At 56.9% G+C, this 15,957-nt stretch carries 16 protein-coding genes; 7 read left to right on the top strand and 9 right to left on the bottom strand.

The window, feature by feature from the left end:
* Positions 1 to 10: 10 nt before the first annotated feature.
* Positions 11 to 1,321, top strand: a complete 1,311-nt coding sequence (gene clcB / locus MXM41_RS00845) for a voltage-gated ClC-type chloride channel ClcB (RefSeq protein WP_325929325.1) — start codon at positions 11 to 13, stop codon at positions 1,319 to 1,321.
* On the opposite strand, the gene bioD is transcribed toward clcB, so the two are convergent.
* The 3 genes from bioD to MXM41_RS00830 form a co-directional block, all read right to left on the bottom strand.
* Positions 1,256 to 1,951, bottom strand: a complete 696-nt coding sequence (gene bioD, locus MXM41_RS00840; RefSeq protein WP_325929324.1) for a dethiobiotin synthase — start codon at positions 1,949 to 1,951, stop codon at positions 1,256 to 1,258. The two genes, clcB and bioD, sit on opposite strands and share 66 nt — an antisense overlap.
* Before the next feature lie 125 nt (positions 1,952 to 2,076).
* Positions 2,077 to 3,297: a sugar metabolism global transcriptional regulator Mlc gene (gene mlc, locus MXM41_RS00835; RefSeq protein WP_325929323.1), complete on the bottom strand. Its 1,221-nt coding sequence runs from the start codon at positions 3,295 to 3,297 to the stop codon at positions 2,077 to 2,079.
* A 130-nt stretch (positions 3,298 to 3,427) separates the two neighbouring features.
* Positions 3,428 to 4,324 (bottom strand): LysR family transcriptional regulator, encoded by an 897-nt coding sequence (locus tag MXM41_RS00830; protein WP_325929322.1) that lies wholly within the window; start codon positions 4,322 to 4,324, stop codon positions 3,428 to 3,430.
* 122 nt (positions 4,325 to 4,446) lie between these two features.
* Here MXM41_RS00830 and MXM41_RS00825 point away from each other — a divergent pair, with 122 nt between their 5' ends.
* The 5 genes from MXM41_RS00825 (at position 4,447) to MXM41_RS00805 (ending at position 9,933) form a co-directional block, all read left to right on the top strand.
* Positions 4,447 to 5,700 (top strand): MFS transporter, encoded by a 1,254-nt coding sequence (locus MXM41_RS00825; protein WP_325929321.1) that lies wholly within the window; start codon positions 4,447 to 4,449, stop codon positions 5,698 to 5,700.
* A 394-nt stretch (positions 5,701 to 6,094) separates the two neighbouring features.
* Positions 6,095 to 6,658 (top strand): fimbrial protein, encoded by a 564-nt coding sequence (locus MXM41_RS00820; RefSeq protein ID WP_325929320.1) that lies wholly within the window; start codon positions 6,095 to 6,097, stop codon positions 6,656 to 6,658.
* A gap of 215 nt (positions 6,659 to 6,873) precedes the next feature.
* Positions 6,874 to 8,361 (top strand): carboxypeptidase M32, encoded by a 1,488-nt coding sequence (locus MXM41_RS00815; RefSeq protein ID WP_325929319.1) that lies wholly within the window; start codon positions 6,874 to 6,876, stop codon positions 8,359 to 8,361.
* Between the two features lie 149 nt (positions 8,362 to 8,510).
* The gene (asr, locus tag MXM41_RS00810) at positions 8,511 to 8,831 is read left to right on the top strand and encodes an acid resistance repetitive basic protein Asr (protein WP_325930810.1); all 321 of its coding nucleotides are present in this window, start codon (positions 8,511 to 8,513) and stop codon (positions 8,829 to 8,831) included.
* 280 nt (positions 8,832 to 9,111) lie between these two features.
* Positions 9,112 to 9,933 (top strand): serine protease, encoded by an 822-nt coding sequence (locus MXM41_RS00805; protein WP_325929318.1) that lies wholly within the window; start codon positions 9,112 to 9,114, stop codon positions 9,931 to 9,933.
* Here the strand turns inward: MXM41_RS00805 and MXM41_RS00800 are convergent.
* The 4 genes from MXM41_RS00800 to MXM41_RS22775 all read right to left on the bottom strand — a co-directional run bounded on the left by MXM41_RS00800 (position 9,890) and on the right by MXM41_RS22775 (position 13,145).
* Complete coding sequence (locus MXM41_RS00800; RefSeq protein ID WP_325929317.1) at positions 9,890 to 12,097, bottom strand: bifunctional diguanylate cyclase/phosphodiesterase; 2,208 nt, start codon at positions 12,095 to 12,097, stop codon at positions 9,890 to 9,892. The genes MXM41_RS00805 and MXM41_RS00800 overlap by 44 nt on opposite strands.
* Before the next feature lie 85 nt (positions 12,098 to 12,182).
* Positions 12,183 to 12,512, bottom strand: coding sequence for a multidrug/spermidine efflux SMR transporter subunit MdtI (mdtI, locus tag MXM41_RS00795; RefSeq protein WP_325929315.1), 330 nt, complete (start codon positions 12,510 to 12,512; stop codon positions 12,183 to 12,185).
* On the bottom strand, positions 12,499 to 12,861 hold the full coding sequence (gene mdtJ / locus MXM41_RS00790) for a multidrug/spermidine efflux SMR transporter subunit MdtJ (protein ID WP_325929314.1): 363 nt from the start codon (positions 12,859 to 12,861) through the stop codon (positions 12,499 to 12,501). The genes mdtI and mdtJ overlap by 14 nt, the downstream gene beginning before the upstream one ends.
* Positions 12,862 to 12,974: 113 nt before the next feature.
* Entirely contained in the window at positions 12,975 to 13,145 is a 171-nt protein-coding gene (locus MXM41_RS22775) for a hypothetical protein (RefSeq protein WP_418936756.1), read from the bottom strand.
* Positions 13,146 to 13,281: 136 nt separating this feature from the next.
* Here MXM41_RS22775 and MXM41_RS00785 point away from each other — a divergent pair, with 136 nt between their 5' ends.
* Positions 13,282 to 14,319, top strand: a complete 1,038-nt coding sequence (locus tag MXM41_RS00785) for an AI-2E family transporter (RefSeq protein WP_325929313.1) — start codon at positions 13,282 to 13,284, stop codon at positions 14,317 to 14,319.
* Here MXM41_RS00785 and MXM41_RS00780 read toward each other — a convergent pair.
* Together MXM41_RS00780 and smrA are read right to left on the bottom strand one after the other, a co-directional pair.
* A complete protein-coding gene (locus MXM41_RS00780) occupies positions 14,316 to 15,266 on the bottom strand; it encodes a zinc-dependent alcohol dehydrogenase family protein (RefSeq protein ID WP_325929312.1) in 951 nt (316 codons plus the stop codon). The genes MXM41_RS00785 and MXM41_RS00780 overlap by 4 nt on opposite strands.
* Before the next feature lie 57 nt (positions 15,267 to 15,323).
* A complete protein-coding gene (smrA, locus tag MXM41_RS00775) occupies positions 15,324 to 15,887 on the bottom strand; it encodes a DNA endonuclease SmrA (RefSeq protein ID WP_325929311.1) in 564 nt (187 codons plus the stop codon).
* Positions 15,888 to 15,957: the final 70 nt, after the last annotated feature.

Raw genomic sequence — 15,957 nt, 5'->3', positions numbered from 1 at the left:
CGCGTAGCCCATGCATCGACTTCATGCTTACCCTGACATCCGCGCGATGTTTCGCCGGCTGCTGATTGCCAGCGTCACCGGCGTGCTGGCGGCGCTGGCCGTGGCGCTGTTTCGTCATGCTCTCTACTTGCTGGAGTGGCTGTTTCTGAGTAACGACAGCGGCAGCCTGGTCAATGCCGCCAGCGCCCTCTCGCCCTGGCGACGCGTGCTGACGCCGACCCTTGGCGGGCTGGCTGCTGGCCTGTTGCTGTGGGGATGGCAACGAATGACCGCTCAGCGCCCCCATGCGCCCACCGACTATATGGAAGCGCTGGAAACGGGCGACGGGCAGTTTGACTACGGCGCCAGCCTGATTAAATCGCTGGCCTCGCTGCTGGTGGTCGCCAGCGGCAGCGCCATTGGCCGCGAAGGGGCGATGATCCTGCTGGCCGCCCTCGCCGCCTCGTTTTTTGCACAGCGCTTTACGCCAAAAACCGAGTGGAAACTGTGGATCGCCTGCGGTGCCGCCGCCGGGATGGCCAGCGCCTATCATGCCCCTTTAGCCGGTAGCCTTTTTATCGCCGAAATCTTATTTGGCACCCTGATGCTGGCCTCGCTCGGGCCGGTGGTGATTGCCGCCGTGGTGGCGCTGCTTACCACTCGCCTGCTCAGCCCCGGTGCCAGTACGCTGTATGAGGTGCATCTCAGCGGTACCCTGACCGCGATGGATTATTCATTGATTTTGGGAATCGGTCTGCTGGCGGGGATCTGCGGTCCCGCGCTGATGTGGCTTATGGCTTTCAGTCATACCCTTTTTCTGCGCCTGAAGCTCTCCCCGCCGTGGCAGCTGGCGCTGGGCGGGCTGATTGTCGGGCTGCTGTCGCTGCTGACGCCGAAGGTGTGGGGGAATGGTTACAGCGTGGTACAAGGATTTCTGCTGGCGCCGCCGCTGCTGTCGGTGATTGCGGGCGTACTCCTCTGCAAGCTGCTGGCGGTACTGGCCAGCAGCGGCTCTGGCGCACCGGGTGGGGTATTCACGCCAACGCTGTTTGTCGGCATGGCGACCGGGATGCTGTTTGCCCAACTCTTTTCGCTGTGGTTGCCCGGTTCAGAAATCGCGATTTTGCTGGGACTGGCAGGAATGGCGACGCTGCTCGCCGCTACCACGCATGCGCCGATCATGTCGGCACTGATGGTCTGTGAAATGACCGGGCAGTATCAGCTGCTGCCCGGTTTGCTGATTGCCTGTGTGGTGGCCTCGGTGCTGTCGCGGACGTTACGCCACGACTCTATCTACGGGCAGCACACCGCCGAAAGCAGAGAGGTCGATATAGTGCGCTAGCTCGCGCTGTTCGGCACGCGGCAGATAGGGCAGCTCGCCCACCAGCGGAGCCGGTAGCTTTTTACTCAGTACCTCAATAATTTCGGCATAGTGCGCCAGGCCCGGATTGATGCGGTTCGCCACCCAGCCCACCAGCGGCAGACCGTCATTGGCGATGGCCTGCGCCGTCAGCAGGGCGTGATTGATACAGCCCTCCTGAATGCCCACTACCATCAGCACCGGCAGTTGCTCCTGCACCACCCATTCTGATAATGGACGCAGATCGTTCATCAGGCTGCGCCAGCCGCCGGTGCCTTCTACCACCACGTGATCCACTTTCTCGCTCAGGCTCGCAAGCCCGTTGGACAACAGGGTGTAATTCACCCGCCCACTGTGCGCCACGCTGCTCTCATCTTCGCTGAGGGCAATAGGGTTAATGGCATGATAAGGCAGTTCAAGAGAGGAGACGCTTTGCAGCACCAGCGCATCTTTATTGCGCAATCCCTCTGGCGTCTCTTTACTCCCTTTGGCTACCGGTTTGTACCCTGCAACACGCTTTCCGCTGGCCATCATGGCCTGCAGCAAGGCGCGGGACACCACCGTCTTGCCGACAGAGGTGTCAGTACCCGTTACAAAGAAACGCTTAAGCATCACTTACTCCACGGTTATGCTCTGAAAATATAAGTCAAGGAAATAATTCAGTGGAGGAAGTCTAAGGCATGCGCTATCTGCCCGGTTTGAGATAGCGCAATTTTTGGTAAGACTGTAAAAAACAGTTAACCCTGCAGCAGACGGATCAATAATGAACCGTTATACATCGCATCTTTTACCAGCGCCGCCCCGGCCATCGTCCCTTGATTGGTAAACTGGGTACTTTCTACCACGATATGCTTGCTGTAGGCCGGTAAAGACTGCTGGCGGATCGAGTCGGCGATCGCCGGGAAGAGCACGTCAGAGGCCTGGCTCAGGGGCGAGCCAATCAGGATCTTCTGCGGGTTAAAGAGGTTGACCATAATGGCAATAATGCGTCCGACGTTGGTGCCGACGCCGGTAATGATATCTTTTGCCAGCAGATCGCCCTGCTGTGCAGCCGCGCAGAGCGACTCTACCGTCAGGGGTTGTCCGTGCAGCATTGAGCTCATCGACTGGCCGAGCCTGAGCTGTGCCAGTTCGAGCACGCTGTCGACGCTGGCGATGGTCTCCAGACAGCCATGATTACCGCAGTAGCAGCGCTTGCCGTAGGGATCGACCTGGGTGTGGCCAATCTCCACCAGGCTGCTGCTGCCCGCGTGCAGCAGGCGGCCATCGGTGATCACCCCGGCCCCTACGTTATGGTCGATCACTACCTGAATCACGTCCCGCGCACCACGAGACGCACCGAACAGCGCCTCCGCCATCGTCCAGGCACTGATATCATGCTGAATATAGACCGGCACGCCAGTGTGATTTTTCAGCACTTCCCCCAGCGGCATCTCTTTGACGTCTTCGTAAAACGGCATACGGTGCACGATGCCATTCTCAGTATCAATGATTCCCGGCAGCGTGATCGCAATGGCGGTCAGGCGTTCCAGCTTCTGCTGATGATGAATAAAAAACCGATCGATAAGCGCGGTGATCCGGACTTCCAGCGGCTCGGCGGCTTTCAGTTCAAGCGGCAGACGGTCTTCCACCACCAGCTTGCTGCTGAGATCGCGCAGCGCAAGGTAGATTTCGCCGCGGCTGATGCGTAGTGAGAGGTAGTGCCAGGCTTCAGTCTCTACCACCAGCCCGACAGCCGGACGGCCACGACTGCCCGGCTCCTGAATTTCTGTTTCCTGCACCAGGTGAGCTTCGAGCATCTCACGCACGATCTTGGTGATACTGGCGGGTGCCAGTTGAGCAAGACGAGAAAGATCGATGCGCGAGACCGGCCCAAGCTGATCAATCAGGCGATATACTGCGCCCGCATTGGTCTGCTTAATCTGATCGATATGCCCTGGCTGACTATCAGCAACCACCACGTACTCCCTTATTTTCGCGCTTCGAAATAAACTGTGGGCTATGGTGAAGCACTTCTACAGTAATCGTCAAATTTTTACTTAGCCTTGTGATTTGCAGCACATTTTTACCCGCTTTTTTTGCCGGTCATCAACCCGAAGCAGCGCCGATGAGCAGATCTTTAAAGCGGTGTGCCGCTGCGCTGAGTTCATGATGTTTTGACCACACTAACCACATCTCTGAAACCGCGTCCGGTTCGGCAATCGCTACCCAGCGCATTTCATGCAGCTGAAGCCGCCGGAACGAGGCCGGAAGGATCGACACCCCCAGTCCCGCCGCCACCAGGCCGATAATGGTCATCGCCTCACCCACCTCCTGAGTAATTAACGGATTCACCCCATGGCGTCGCAGCAATCCCAGAATGTCGTCGTACAGGCCGGTACCGACGTGGGGGTCGAAAAAGACAAAAGGCTCCTGCGCCAGTTCTGTCACCGATATTTCCGGCTTTGCCGCCAGAGGGTGATCGCGATGGATCATCGCCAGCAGCGGTTCGCGCAGCACCCGCTGCCACGCCAGGGTATCCGGCAGCAAGGTATTGCGCATCAGGCCGAGATCAAGCGAGCCTTCGCTGAGCGGGACGATCTGCTCCCGGGTGTTGATTTCCCGGGTCTGGATATGCACATCCGGCGACAGGCGGCGAAACGACGACAGAGTATGTGAAATCGCGCTGATAAAAGGTGCGGAAGAGGTAAACCCGATGCGTAGCTCGCCGGTTTCCCCCTGGTGCAGGCGCTCTGCCCGGGCTGCGGCCTCCTCCACCATGCTCAGGATCTGGCGGCTGTCGGCCAGAAACTGTCGCCCTGCAGGGGTCAGCCCGACGCTGCGATTGGTGCGGGCCAGCAGACGAGCCCCCACCTGCTGCTCCAGCATCTGAATCTGTTGGCTGAGAGGCGGCTGCGAGATATTAAGCCGCGCCGCCGCGCGACCAAAATGCAGCTCCTCAGCGACGGCGACAAAATAGCGCAAATGGCGCAGTTCGATATTCATATTTTTAACGTATCATTTGAGATTATTAATATATTAGACAGAATATTTACAATTTCCTACCCTGATCCTTGTGGTCATACCCGTCACCCGAAATCACGGGGATGTTGAAGCAAGGAATTTACGTGAGTCGTACAACGGCGGCTGATATCGCCCCAGTCAATGATATCGATCTCTTACCGAACCACGCAGTACCGGTTCCATTCATCAAACGCGGCACCGCGCAGTTTATGCGCGTCACGCTGGCGCTCTTCTCCGCCGGTCTTGCCACCTTCGCCCTTCTCTATTGCGTGCAGCCGATCCTGCCGGTGTTGTCTCAGGAGTTTGGCATCTCCCCGGCCAGCAGCAGTATTTCACTCTCCATTTCTACCGGGATGCTGGCGGTCGGCCTGCTGTTTACCGGCCCGCTCTCGGACGCCATCGGTCGTAAACCGGTGATGGTCACCGCCCTGCTGCTGGCATCGATCTGCACGTTGCTATCAACGATGATGACCAGCTGGCATGGGGTATTGATCATGCGCGCGCTGATCGGGCTCTCGCTTAGCGGCGTGGCGGCGGTAGGGATGACCTACCTCAGCGAGGAGATCCACCCCAGCTTTGTCGCCTTCTCCATGGGGCTTTACATCAGCGGTAACTCGATTGGCGGCATGAGTGGACGCCTGCTGAGCGGCGTATTCACCGATTTCTTTAGCTGGCGGATAGCGCTGGCGGCGATCGGCTGTTTTGCCCTGGCCTCGGCGCTGATGTTCTGGAAGATACTGCCGGAATCGCGCCACTTCCGCCCCACTGCGCTACGGCCAAAAACCCTGTTGATTAACTTCCGCCTGCACTGGCGGGATAAAGGTCTGCCCCTGCTGTTTCTCACCGGTTTTCTGCTGATGGGCTCGTTTGTCACCCTCTTTAACTACATCGGCTACCGTCTGATGCTCTCGCCGTGGCATCTGAGCCAGGCGCTGGTGGGCCTGCTGTCGGTGGCTTATCTCACCGGCACCTGGAGTTCCCCGAAAGCCGGGGCAATGACCACCCGCTTCGGACGCGGCCCGGTGATGCTGTGCTCCACGGGGGTGATGCTGGCCGGGGTTCTGTTGACGCTTTTTGCTAATCTGTGGGTGATTTTCGCCGGGATGCTGCTCTTCTCCGCCGGATTCTTCGCTGCCCACTCGGTCGCCAGCAGCTGGATCGGCCCACGCGCGCGCCGCGCCAAAGGCCAGGCCTCGTCGCTGTATCTGTTCAGCTACTATCTCGGCTCCAGCATCGCCGGGACGCTCGGCGGCGTTTTCTGGCACCAGTACGGCTGGAACGGCGTGGGGGGATTTATTGCCTTAATGCTCTGCGCGGCGTTGGTGGTGGGCCGAAGCCTTCATCGGCGATTGCAATAGACGCAGTGTTTTACTGTTTTCATACCAGGTATTGTAAGTCATACCTGGTATTGCATTTATTAAATACAACTTTCTGTTTCTGGCTCCTTTTTTTGAGCAGACCCTGGTTAAATACCCCCCCTTGAAGACCAGAAACATACACAATGCAAATATCGTGAATGGAAGAATAAAAATAATGAATACCCTACGCAAGCGATATTACTAAAATAAAGCCAACCAGCCTGGCTCATATTTACATTCAGAAAAAGACCCTTCTGGTTAACTAAAGTGAAAGGTAGTATTGGACGCGCGTAAAAGCAAAAAAAGCAAATCAGCAACCATCATTTATTGTAATGAAAGTGAAGAGTTGTATTTGCACCAGGAATTTTCAATGAATTAAACATGGATTGAAAAAATGAAAAAAAGCGTTCTTGCCTTTTTGGTAGCCGCCTCAGCGGTGGTCGCTCTTCCAGCTATGGCTTCAGGAAACACAGCACAGGTGGTTATACATGGTGATGTCTTTGACGACTCTGAATCGTGTAACGTGACGCCATGGGGAGCCATTAGTAATAGCACTGTCGTTCTGGATGATATTAAAGTAGCTTCACTGAATGCACTGGCCGTGAATACCCCTTCCCTGGCCTTTGCCAAAGACGTTATCTACAAGGTCATGGATTGTAAGACTGGCGGTAAGGATTACACGGGTAATCTGAATGTAAACGTTAGCGGCGACTATATTTCAACTATGTCAGACGTTCTGGTCAACCAGATTACAACTGGCGCTGCCGGGAACGCTGCTATCACACTGATTAATTATGATAATAGCCGTATTAACTTTGACGGTTCCCATAATGAAACGATAACTTATAGCCCAGGTACACCGAGCTTCGTGCGTTACAAAGCGACCTACGTAAAAACGGCCGAAAGCGTTACCGCTGGTAATGTTAAAGGCACCGCCGTGATGACTATTTCATATTAATCCCCCTCAGAGCCTGACACTGGCAGGCTCTACCAACGATTGTTACTTAATCCGATTCATTTTTACAAAAGCGGGCACGCAATTTCAGACCCGTCATCCGTCTATGTGAAGCATACCTATAAGAGCGGATACAAGGGAGGTATGAAAAGTGCATGAATCGCGCATGAATCACGGTACACTCCTCTGAATACATCCCCTGAACGAGAACAACAACTATGCAGAAAAACGTCTCTTATCAGCATCTCACCCGCACATTCCAGCGTCTCTCCCGTTTCTCCCACCTCTCCGCCATCGCCAGCTGGGACATGTTCACCATGATGCCTGCAGGCGGCAGTGCCGCCCGGGGTGAAGCACTGGCAGAGATGAGCGTTCTGCAGCATCAAATTCTGACCGACAAGAACGTCGCCGACTGGCTGCGTAACGCCGAAAGCGAAGATCTTAACGACGTCGAACAGGCCAACCTGCGGGAGATGAAACGCCACTATCAGCAGGCTGCGCTGCTGCCGGAATCGCTGGTTGAAGCGAAATCGCTGGCGGGCAGCAAATGTGAGCATGCCTGGCGCACCCAGCGTCCGGCAAATGACTGGCAGGGTTTTGCCGCCAATCTGAAAGAGGTGGTGAAACTGAGCCGGGAAGAGGCCCGCCTGCGTGCAGAGGCCAAAGGTTGTACCCCTTACGACGCGCTGCTGGATATCTTCGAGCCGGACATGACCAGCGCCCGGCTGGACGACCTGTTTGGCGATCTCAAAACCTGGCTGCCGGATCTGCTGGCGCAGGTGGTCGAGAAACAGGCGCAGCAGTCTTTCGTGCCGCCACAGGGGCCGTTCCCGACCGCTATCCAGCGTGAACTGGGGCTGGAGGCAATGAAGAGCCTCGGATTTGACTTTAACGCGGGCCGTCTGGACGTCAGCGCCCATCCGTTCTGCGGTGGCGTGCCGGAAGATGTGCGCATTACCACCCGTTACGACGAAGACGAACTGCTGAGCGCCCTCTTTGGCGTGATCCATGAAACCGGCCATGCGCGTTATGAGCAGAACCTGCCGCGCAACTGGTTGGGTCAGCCCATCGCCCTCGCGCGCTCCACCGCCATCCACGAGTCCCAGAGCCTGTTCTTTGAAATGCAGCTTGGCCGCAGCACGGCGTTTCTGAATCATCTGCTCCCGGCGGTTCATGAACGTTTCGGTAGTCAGGCGGCCTTCTCGCCCGAGAATTTTGTCGCCTGGAACCAGCGGGTGAAGCCGGGCTATATCCGCGTGGACGCTGACGAAGTGAGCTACCCGGCGCACGTGGTGCTGCGCTATGAGATTGAGCGGGCGCTGATCAACGGCGATATCGAGGTTGAAGACATCCCGGCGCTGTGGGATGAGAAGATGCAGGCGTGGCTGGGCTTATCGACAAAAGATAACTACCGCAACGGCTGTATGCAGGATATCCACTGGACCGACGGCGGCTTTGGCTACTTCCCGTCGTACACCCTGGGTGCCATGTACGCCGCTCAGCTGTTTAGTGCGGCAAAAACCGCGCTGCCGGGGCTGGAGACGTCCATCGCCGCCGGCGATTTCAGCGCCCTGTTCGACTGGCTGCGCCAGAATATCTGGCAGCACGGTAGCCGCTTCACCACCGCTCAGCTGATTGAACAGGCGACCGGAGAAGATCTCAATAGCCGCTATTTCCGCGACCACCTCACTGCCCGCTATCTGTAACTGACCTCGCCGGGTCATGTACCCGGCGTTGTACATATGGTTACACGCCGATACCAATCACTCACGGAAGCCCCGGATTTTCAGGAATATAGTTCTTTCAACGGCCCCGCAGTGGGGTTAAATGAAAAAACCAATTCGAGGGTAAGATGATGAAAAAAGTATTAGCTCTGGTTGTTGCCGCTGCTATGGGTCTCTCTTCTGCTGCATTCGCCGCTGATGCTGCTGCCAATACCACGGCCCCGGCTGCTACCGCCACCACTTCCGCGGCACCGGCTGCGAAAACCGTCCATCATAAAAAACACCAAAAAGCCGCTGTGCAGAAAGCGCAGGCTGCTAAAAAGCACCACAAAAAAGCCGTGAAGAAAGAAGAAGCCGCGCCAGTCGCCCAGAAGGCGCAGGCCGCCAAAAAACATCATAAGAAAGCGGCGAAACACGAAGCAGCCGCTCCAGCTGCAAAACCGGCTGCATAAGCCAGCTTAACTTAACGTGCCCGTCACGGGCACGTTGGTCATCCGGCGCTGTCCCGGCATGGTGGCAGCGCCGTTTTTTTATCCGGAGGGCGTTATGTTGCAGCGCTATCGGTTTGAGGTGATCCTTATCACGCTTATTTTATGCGCACTTGTTGCCAGCGTGTTTTATATTTCCTGATTGTAGCACGCTGATTTTACTCCCACTTTCGCGCTGTCCCGTCTATAGTTAATTACCAGGGTTCATATTTAAAAATCATAATTATTCCCTTCAGAGTGTGATATGCATAAATCTGTTGTGATTGTACTGGGAACGTTTTTTCTCTTTTCTGGGTTAAGTCATGCGGACGATGGCGACGACAAGGCCGCGAACGCCAAAGAGGTTCAAACCCTGTTTTTCGGGCATGACGACCGTACGCGTGTCGCCGATCCCTCCCGCGCGCCGTGGGATGCCATTGGCCAACTGGAAACGGCCAGCGGAAACCTCTGTACCGCCACCCTCATCACCCCTCAGCTGGCGCTGACCGCCGGACACTGCCTGCTGGTGCCGCCGAAAGGCAAACCGGATACCGCCGTTGCCCTGCGCTTCGTGTCGCAAAAAGGGAGCTGGCGCTATGAGATCCACGGTATTGAAGGCCGCGTTGATGCATCGCTGGGAAGACGGCTGAAGGCCGACGGCGATGGCTGGATCGTGCCACCCTCTGCCGCTTCGTGGGATTTCGGACTGGTGGTGTTGCGCAATCCGCCGTCGGGGATCACCCCACTGCCGCTGTTTACCGGGGATAAAGCGGAGTTGACCGCCGCCCTGAAAGAGGCCGACCGCAAGGTGAGTCAGGCGGGATACCCGGAAGATCATCTGGACACGCTGTACACCCATCAGGATTGCATCGTCACCGGTTGGGCGCAAAACAGCGTGCTGTCGCATCAGTGCGATACCCTGCCCGGCGACAGCGGCTCGCCGCTGATGCTGAAAACTGCCGCAGGCTGGCAGCTTATCGGGGTTCAGAGCTCGGCGCCGGCGGCGAAAGATCGCTGGCGGGCCGATAACCGCGCCCTGTCGATCACCGGTTTTCGTGACAAACTGGCAGAACTGGCCCAGCAGTGACCTGGCACTGTCGCTGCTGGCGTAACGCTATAATCGCCTCTATCGGCAGCGGCTGGCTGTACCAGTAGCCCTGCAGCTGATCGCAGCCCGCCAGACGCAACAGCTTCATCTGTTTTTCGTTCTCCACCCCTTCGGCCACCACCGTCATCCCCAGCGCGCTGGCAATACGCACCGTACCGCTCACCAGCGCCGAAGCCTGTTCGTCATGATCCACCAGCCCGGCCAGCGATTTATCGATCTTGATGGTATTAAAGTTAAAGCGGCGCAGATAGCCGATGCTGGAGTAGCCGGTACCAAAATCGTCCAGCGCCACCGCAATGCCCTGCGCCTTAAGATTGCTGATGGCCGAGCGCGCCCGCTCGGGATTTTCCAGCACGTAGGTTTCGGTTACCTCCAGCTGGAGACGGGTGGCGGGAAACTGGCTCAGCGCCAGCGCACCCTCCACTTTGGCTTCAAATTCAGGATCACGAAACTGCGCCGGGGAGATATTGACCGACAGCTTCAGATCCGTGTACGGCTCCAGATCCTGACAGGCCCGGCGCAGAACAAATTGTCCCAGCCCGTATATCAGGCCGCTGGTCTCGGCGACGGTAATAAACTCATCCGGCGCCAGCTGCCCTTGCGGACGACGCGGCCAGCGCACCAGCGCTTCTACGCTGACCATTTTCTGGCTGCGCGCATCGATGATCGGCTGATACCAGACGTCAAACTCATCGTGTTCAAGACCATGGCGGATCTGCCCCTCAATCGCCAGCCGACGCTCGCGTACGTTGTTCAGTTCGGCGTCATAGTGCGTGACCCGCCCCTTGCCGGTAATTTTGGAGTGGTACATAGCGATATCGGCCCGGCGAAACAACTCGGTACTGGTGCACTCCACCAGCGTGCCGCTGGCGATGCCAATACTGGCGCCAATGTGTATGGAACGCTCACCAACAACAATCGGCGAATGAAGGTAGTCCAGGACAAAGCCCGCAAATGCCGAGGCCAGCGCTTCAGCGTTCTCGCCGCCGATGGTCATGGCGAACTCATCTCCGCCCATGCGGGCCAGCATGCCGTCTTTGGGGACATTTTCCCGTAGCGTGCCCGCGATGGTGACAATGAGTTCGTCCCCTACCTCATGGCCGTAGATATCATTGACGTCCTTAAAACCGTCGAGGTCGATAAACACCACGCTTTTGCGATCGGTATCCCCACGCTGACTTACTCTCTCCAGCTCTTCAATCAGCGCCCGCCGGTTGGGTAAATGGCTGAGCCAGTCGGTGCGCGCCACCGATCGCGCCAGGGTCTCACCACGCGCCAGTTTATACAGCCCCACACAGCTAAAAAGGATAAACAGTAAAATCAGCGCGGCGGTGAGCAATACAATTTGGGTTATCTCGAGGGAGGCCGCTTTCGCCGCGGCGGCCCCCGGCAGGCGCGGTTGCCACGACAGGTACCCCAGCACGTCACCCGAGGCGCTTTTAAGCGGCACACTGACCTCGCTGACCCGCTCTGGGGTAAACGTCAGCGTGTCGATTTGAAAGGTGTTGCCGAGGTCACGCAGGATGTGCGGGTTAAGGTGGCGGGTGATCACCAGATAACGACGGGTATTATCCCCTGCGCGCAGACTGCCAATCGTCGGGCGAATCAGGCCTACGCCCACGAAGGCGATACCCGCCCGGGTGCGGGTGATCCCGGCGTAGATATTTTTATCCGAGCGCAGGGCGTTGGTGTGCATCAGGATCAGCGATTTTAAGCCGTCGCCAAAGAAGTCGAGATTTTTTTCCGCAAAAGGCTGGCCTTTGAACGATCCCCACAGCACCTGAAAGCGCTCGTCGAGCACAAAGGTGCCATCATAGAGGTTATTCACCTTATAGCCCGCGCCCCAGGTGTTGTAGAGCCAGTCGACGTCAAGCGCCGGGCGATAGGCTTCGCGCACCGCGTCATCCCAGACGGCATTATCAATCACCAATGACCAGACACGGTTTACCGAGGTCTGAACGGCACCCTGTACAGAGAGCGCCGTGCGCTGTTCGTCGATTTCATTGGCTTTGCTACTGATAAGATTGAGGGAAAGGTACAGTAAGGCGACAACAGAAAAAATTAAGGCGACCCCTGCCATGAAAATCATAACAAACAGAGTCCTGGCCGAAGGAATCTTACGCCAGCTTAAAGGGTTACGCATGCATTCACCGTCCTTTTTTATGCCTCAGTTTAAGCGTAATACAGGAGATGAATTTCGCTGCCTGTAATGACAGGCAGCGGCATTATCAGGCCAGTTTTATCATTATCATTCCGGCGAGCAGCAGAAGCAGGCCTATCCACCCTTTCTGGTTCAACCGTTGACCAAAGAGGATCCAGCCTGCGGCAAGGGTAGCCACAATACCAAACCCGCCCCACAGGGCATATGCGACCGACAGATCAATGCCTTTCACGGCCTGCGACAGGGCGCTGAACGCGCCGAGCACCGCGGCTATCGACAGCAACCCCCAGGTTTTGCGGCGAAAACCATCTGAAAACTTCAGCAGGACGTTGGCGATGATCTCCAGCACGATAGCAAAGCCTAACCAGGCGGCATGCACCCACTCAAACTGCTGCATGGGTCACCTCCGCACGCGGTTTGGCCGGTTTTCGGGTGCCGGATTTGATTAATATAATGCCCGCTACCAGGGTCATCAGTCCCGCCATTTTCATGAGTGACAGCGACTCATCAAACAGCGTCACGCTGAACAGGGTAATTAAGAGAATACCGACGCCTTCCCATAACGCATATGCCACACCGAGTGCGATTTTTTTAACCGCAAAACTCAGAAAAATATAGGACAGCGCAATCATCGACAGCATTAAAATATAACCGCTATGACTGCCGGTGACGCTGGCCCATTTCATGGAAAGTGTGCCGGTTATTTCAGCAACGATAGCAAGTCCTAATAGGATCCAGTAAAACATGTTTTTCTCCTGCTTGAGAATATAATCCTTCGCGGCTCGCCAGTTATGGCAGCCGGATAAAAAATAGGGCAGATCGGCCGGACGCGCTGCGCCAGCTCAGGCAGAGAGAGGGTCTAAAGCGCGTTGCGCCAGTGTTGCTCGCCGGACGGCAGGCAAAAAGAGGAGAGTAAAATAGTCGTAAGAGTTGTTAAAGAATTGCTGAACAGATTGTCCATAATATTACAATTATCTGCGTTGTTGCTTCTCGTCCGTGCAGATGAAAATTGTCTCCGGTAGTTAAACACGGTTGATTTCTACCATAAGCCAGGAATTTACTCAAAGTCTTTTCACTTCTTTACCCTCATCGTTTGCGTTTGGTTAATTTATTAAACGTGCTGCGCCGCTAGAATAAATATAAAAGGACAAATTCAGGAGCCGGGCATGGCGAAACCCATTATTACCCTCAACGGATTAAAAATAGTCATCATGCTTGGCATGCTGGTGATTATACTGACGGGGATCCGTTTTGCGGCAGATATTATTGTTCCCTTTATCCTGGCGCTGTTTATCGCCGTGGTATTGCACCCGCTGGTACGGCGGCTGGTGCGTCTGCGTCTGCCGCGCGTGCTGGCGATAACCCTGCCGATCGTACTTATTGTAGTGCTGATGGCGTTACTGGTGGCCTACCTGAGCACATCGCTCAATGAACTGGCCCGCACCCTGCCGCACTATCGCACCTCGCTGGCCATTCCTCTGCTGCATCTGGAGCCCTGGCTACAGCGGGCCGGGATTGAAGTGTCGATGGAAGAGTTGCTGAAGTATATCGATCCCAATGCCGCCATGACCCTGGTGACCGCCCTGCTGGCCCAGCTTTCCAGCGCCATGACCGCCATTTTTCTGTTACTGCTGACTGTAGTGTTTATGCTGCTGGAGGTGCCGCAACTGCCGGCGAAGCTCCAGCCTCTGATGACCCGCCCTGTGGAGGGGATGGCTGCCATTCAGCGCGCGCTCGACAGCGTGTCGCACTATCTGGTGCTGAAAACCGCTATCAGTCTGGTGACCGGGCTGGTGGTGTGGGGGATGCTGGCGATACTGGAGGTGCGCTTCGCCTTTGTCTGGGCGCTGCTGGCCTTTGCGCTGAACTATATCCCCAATATCGGTTCGGTGCTGGCCGCCATCCCGCCTATAGCCCAGGTGCTGGTCTTCAGCGGTTTTTACGCCGCGCTGGTGCTGCTGGCGGGCTATCTGCTGGTGAACCTGATCTTCGGTAATATCCTCGAGCCCCGCGTAATGGGGCGCGGACTGGGCCTGTCTACGCTGGTGGTTTTTTTATCACTGATCTTCTGGGGCTGGCTACTGGGGCCGGTGGGAATGCTGCTGTCGGTGCCCCTGACCATTATCGCCAGGATCGCGCTGGAGCAGACCAGCGGCGGTAAAAGCATTGCGCTGCTGCTCAGTGATATGAGCCGGGATAACTAAAGGCTTGCAAAATCCAGCACCGGTTTACAGGTTCGCCCCGCCTGCCGGTAGCTGGCCAGGGCGGTCTGCCAGTCGGTAAACGGCACCAGCGTAGTTCCGCTGTACTGGCTGGCGGCCAGCAGCGGCCATATCTCACGAAACGTTGACTGCCACGCCTGCGGGCTGAGTGCATCAAGATAATTGCGAATATGGAACCAGCGCACCGGCGCAAAGTGACGTTGTAACGCAAAGGGCTCACCGGAGAGTAAACCGTAGCAGATAAACTGGGCGCTTTTCTCCATCGCCCCCAGCAGCGTCAGTGCCAGCTCACCACCGGTAGCGTCATAAACAATATCGCTGGCCGCAGCGATGGCGCGAACTCTGTCGTTCTCCTGTTGGGCAACAGGAACGATCCCCATCGCCCGCAACCGGTCTGCGTGAACCGCCGAGCGGTGGATGCCGTAAACCTCCGTTGCCCCCTGCCGCTGCGCCCATTGCCCCAGCAAAATAGCGCAGTCCGAACCGGCGGCGGTCAGCAGCACCCGTTTCCCCCGGGGGGGATAGAGACTGAGCATCAGCCAGGCCGCCAGCGGGTTGATGAACGCCCGCGCTGCCAGCGGGTCGGCAATGGTGTCGGGCACCGGGATCGCAAGCGTCGCCGGGCAATCCACATACTGCTGCCAGGTGCCTTCCCCGCGCAGGGGTAAAACCCGTTTCCCGAGAAGTGACGCGGCGCACTTCGGGGCGGCAACGACGCGCCCTACACCTTCGTATCCAGCCATAGCTGGCAGGGTAATACGGTGGCGGTAAGCGCCGGTAATGGGGATCAGGTCTGAGGCGTTGATCGGCGCCATCAGCATCTGTACCCGGAGATCGCCCGTTTGCAGCGTTGCCTTGATCGCACTCTCCTGCTGCAGAACGGACTCAGGCTCACCAAACTGACGGTAGCATAATGCGGTGTTTTCCATGCGTGTACGGCGTTATCCCAGGATTATTCAGCCTGCAAATGTATCACATGCACGGGTTTAACGGCTGCGTTTGGCGTGGCGTTCGAAGTTTTCCTGCTTCGCTTCGCCCGATTTACGCAGCGCGACGTAACAGGCGCCGCTGCCGCCGTGGTACGGCTGGGCAACACAGAACGCCTGCACCGCCTCAAACTCGGTCAGCCAGCGCGCCAGATAGCTGCGCACGATGTTGGCGTGGGAATTATCGTCACGTCCTTTACCGTGAATGATGATCAGGTTACGCAGGCCATCGCGCTCAGCCTGACGGATAAAGGTAAACAGCTGCTGGCGGCACTGCTCAACGGGCTGACGCAGCAACGTGAGGCTTGCCTGACGCGGGTACTTGCCGGAGCGCAGCTTATCAATAACTCCCTGCTGCACCCCATCGCGCTGGAAGGCCAGCGGCTGTGCCAGAGGGATCACGTCCAGAAAGCCGGTGGTCAAAAAGTTATCGAGCTGGGTCGTATCCACGACCTGACGAACGCGCGCGTTCCGCCCGGGTTGCCAGTGGACGTCGGTACAGCGCTTAAGGGGCTGGACATCCTCCATCGCATCAAGAAAAAGCGATTTATCATCTGGGTTCATGGCATCCTCCTGCTTAGCTGACAGGCTACTATACCTGCCCCCTCACCGGGTCTCAATGCGGCATTGCCCC

Origin of the sequence: Leclercia adecarboxylata, assembly GCF_035787115.1 — a bacterium.
In the GTDB taxonomy this organism is placed as follows: Bacteria; Pseudomonadota; Gammaproteobacteria; order Enterobacterales; family Enterobacteriaceae; genus Enterobacter; species Enterobacter adecarboxylatus_E.
This window is presented reverse-complemented; position numbering and strand designations above follow the sequence as displayed.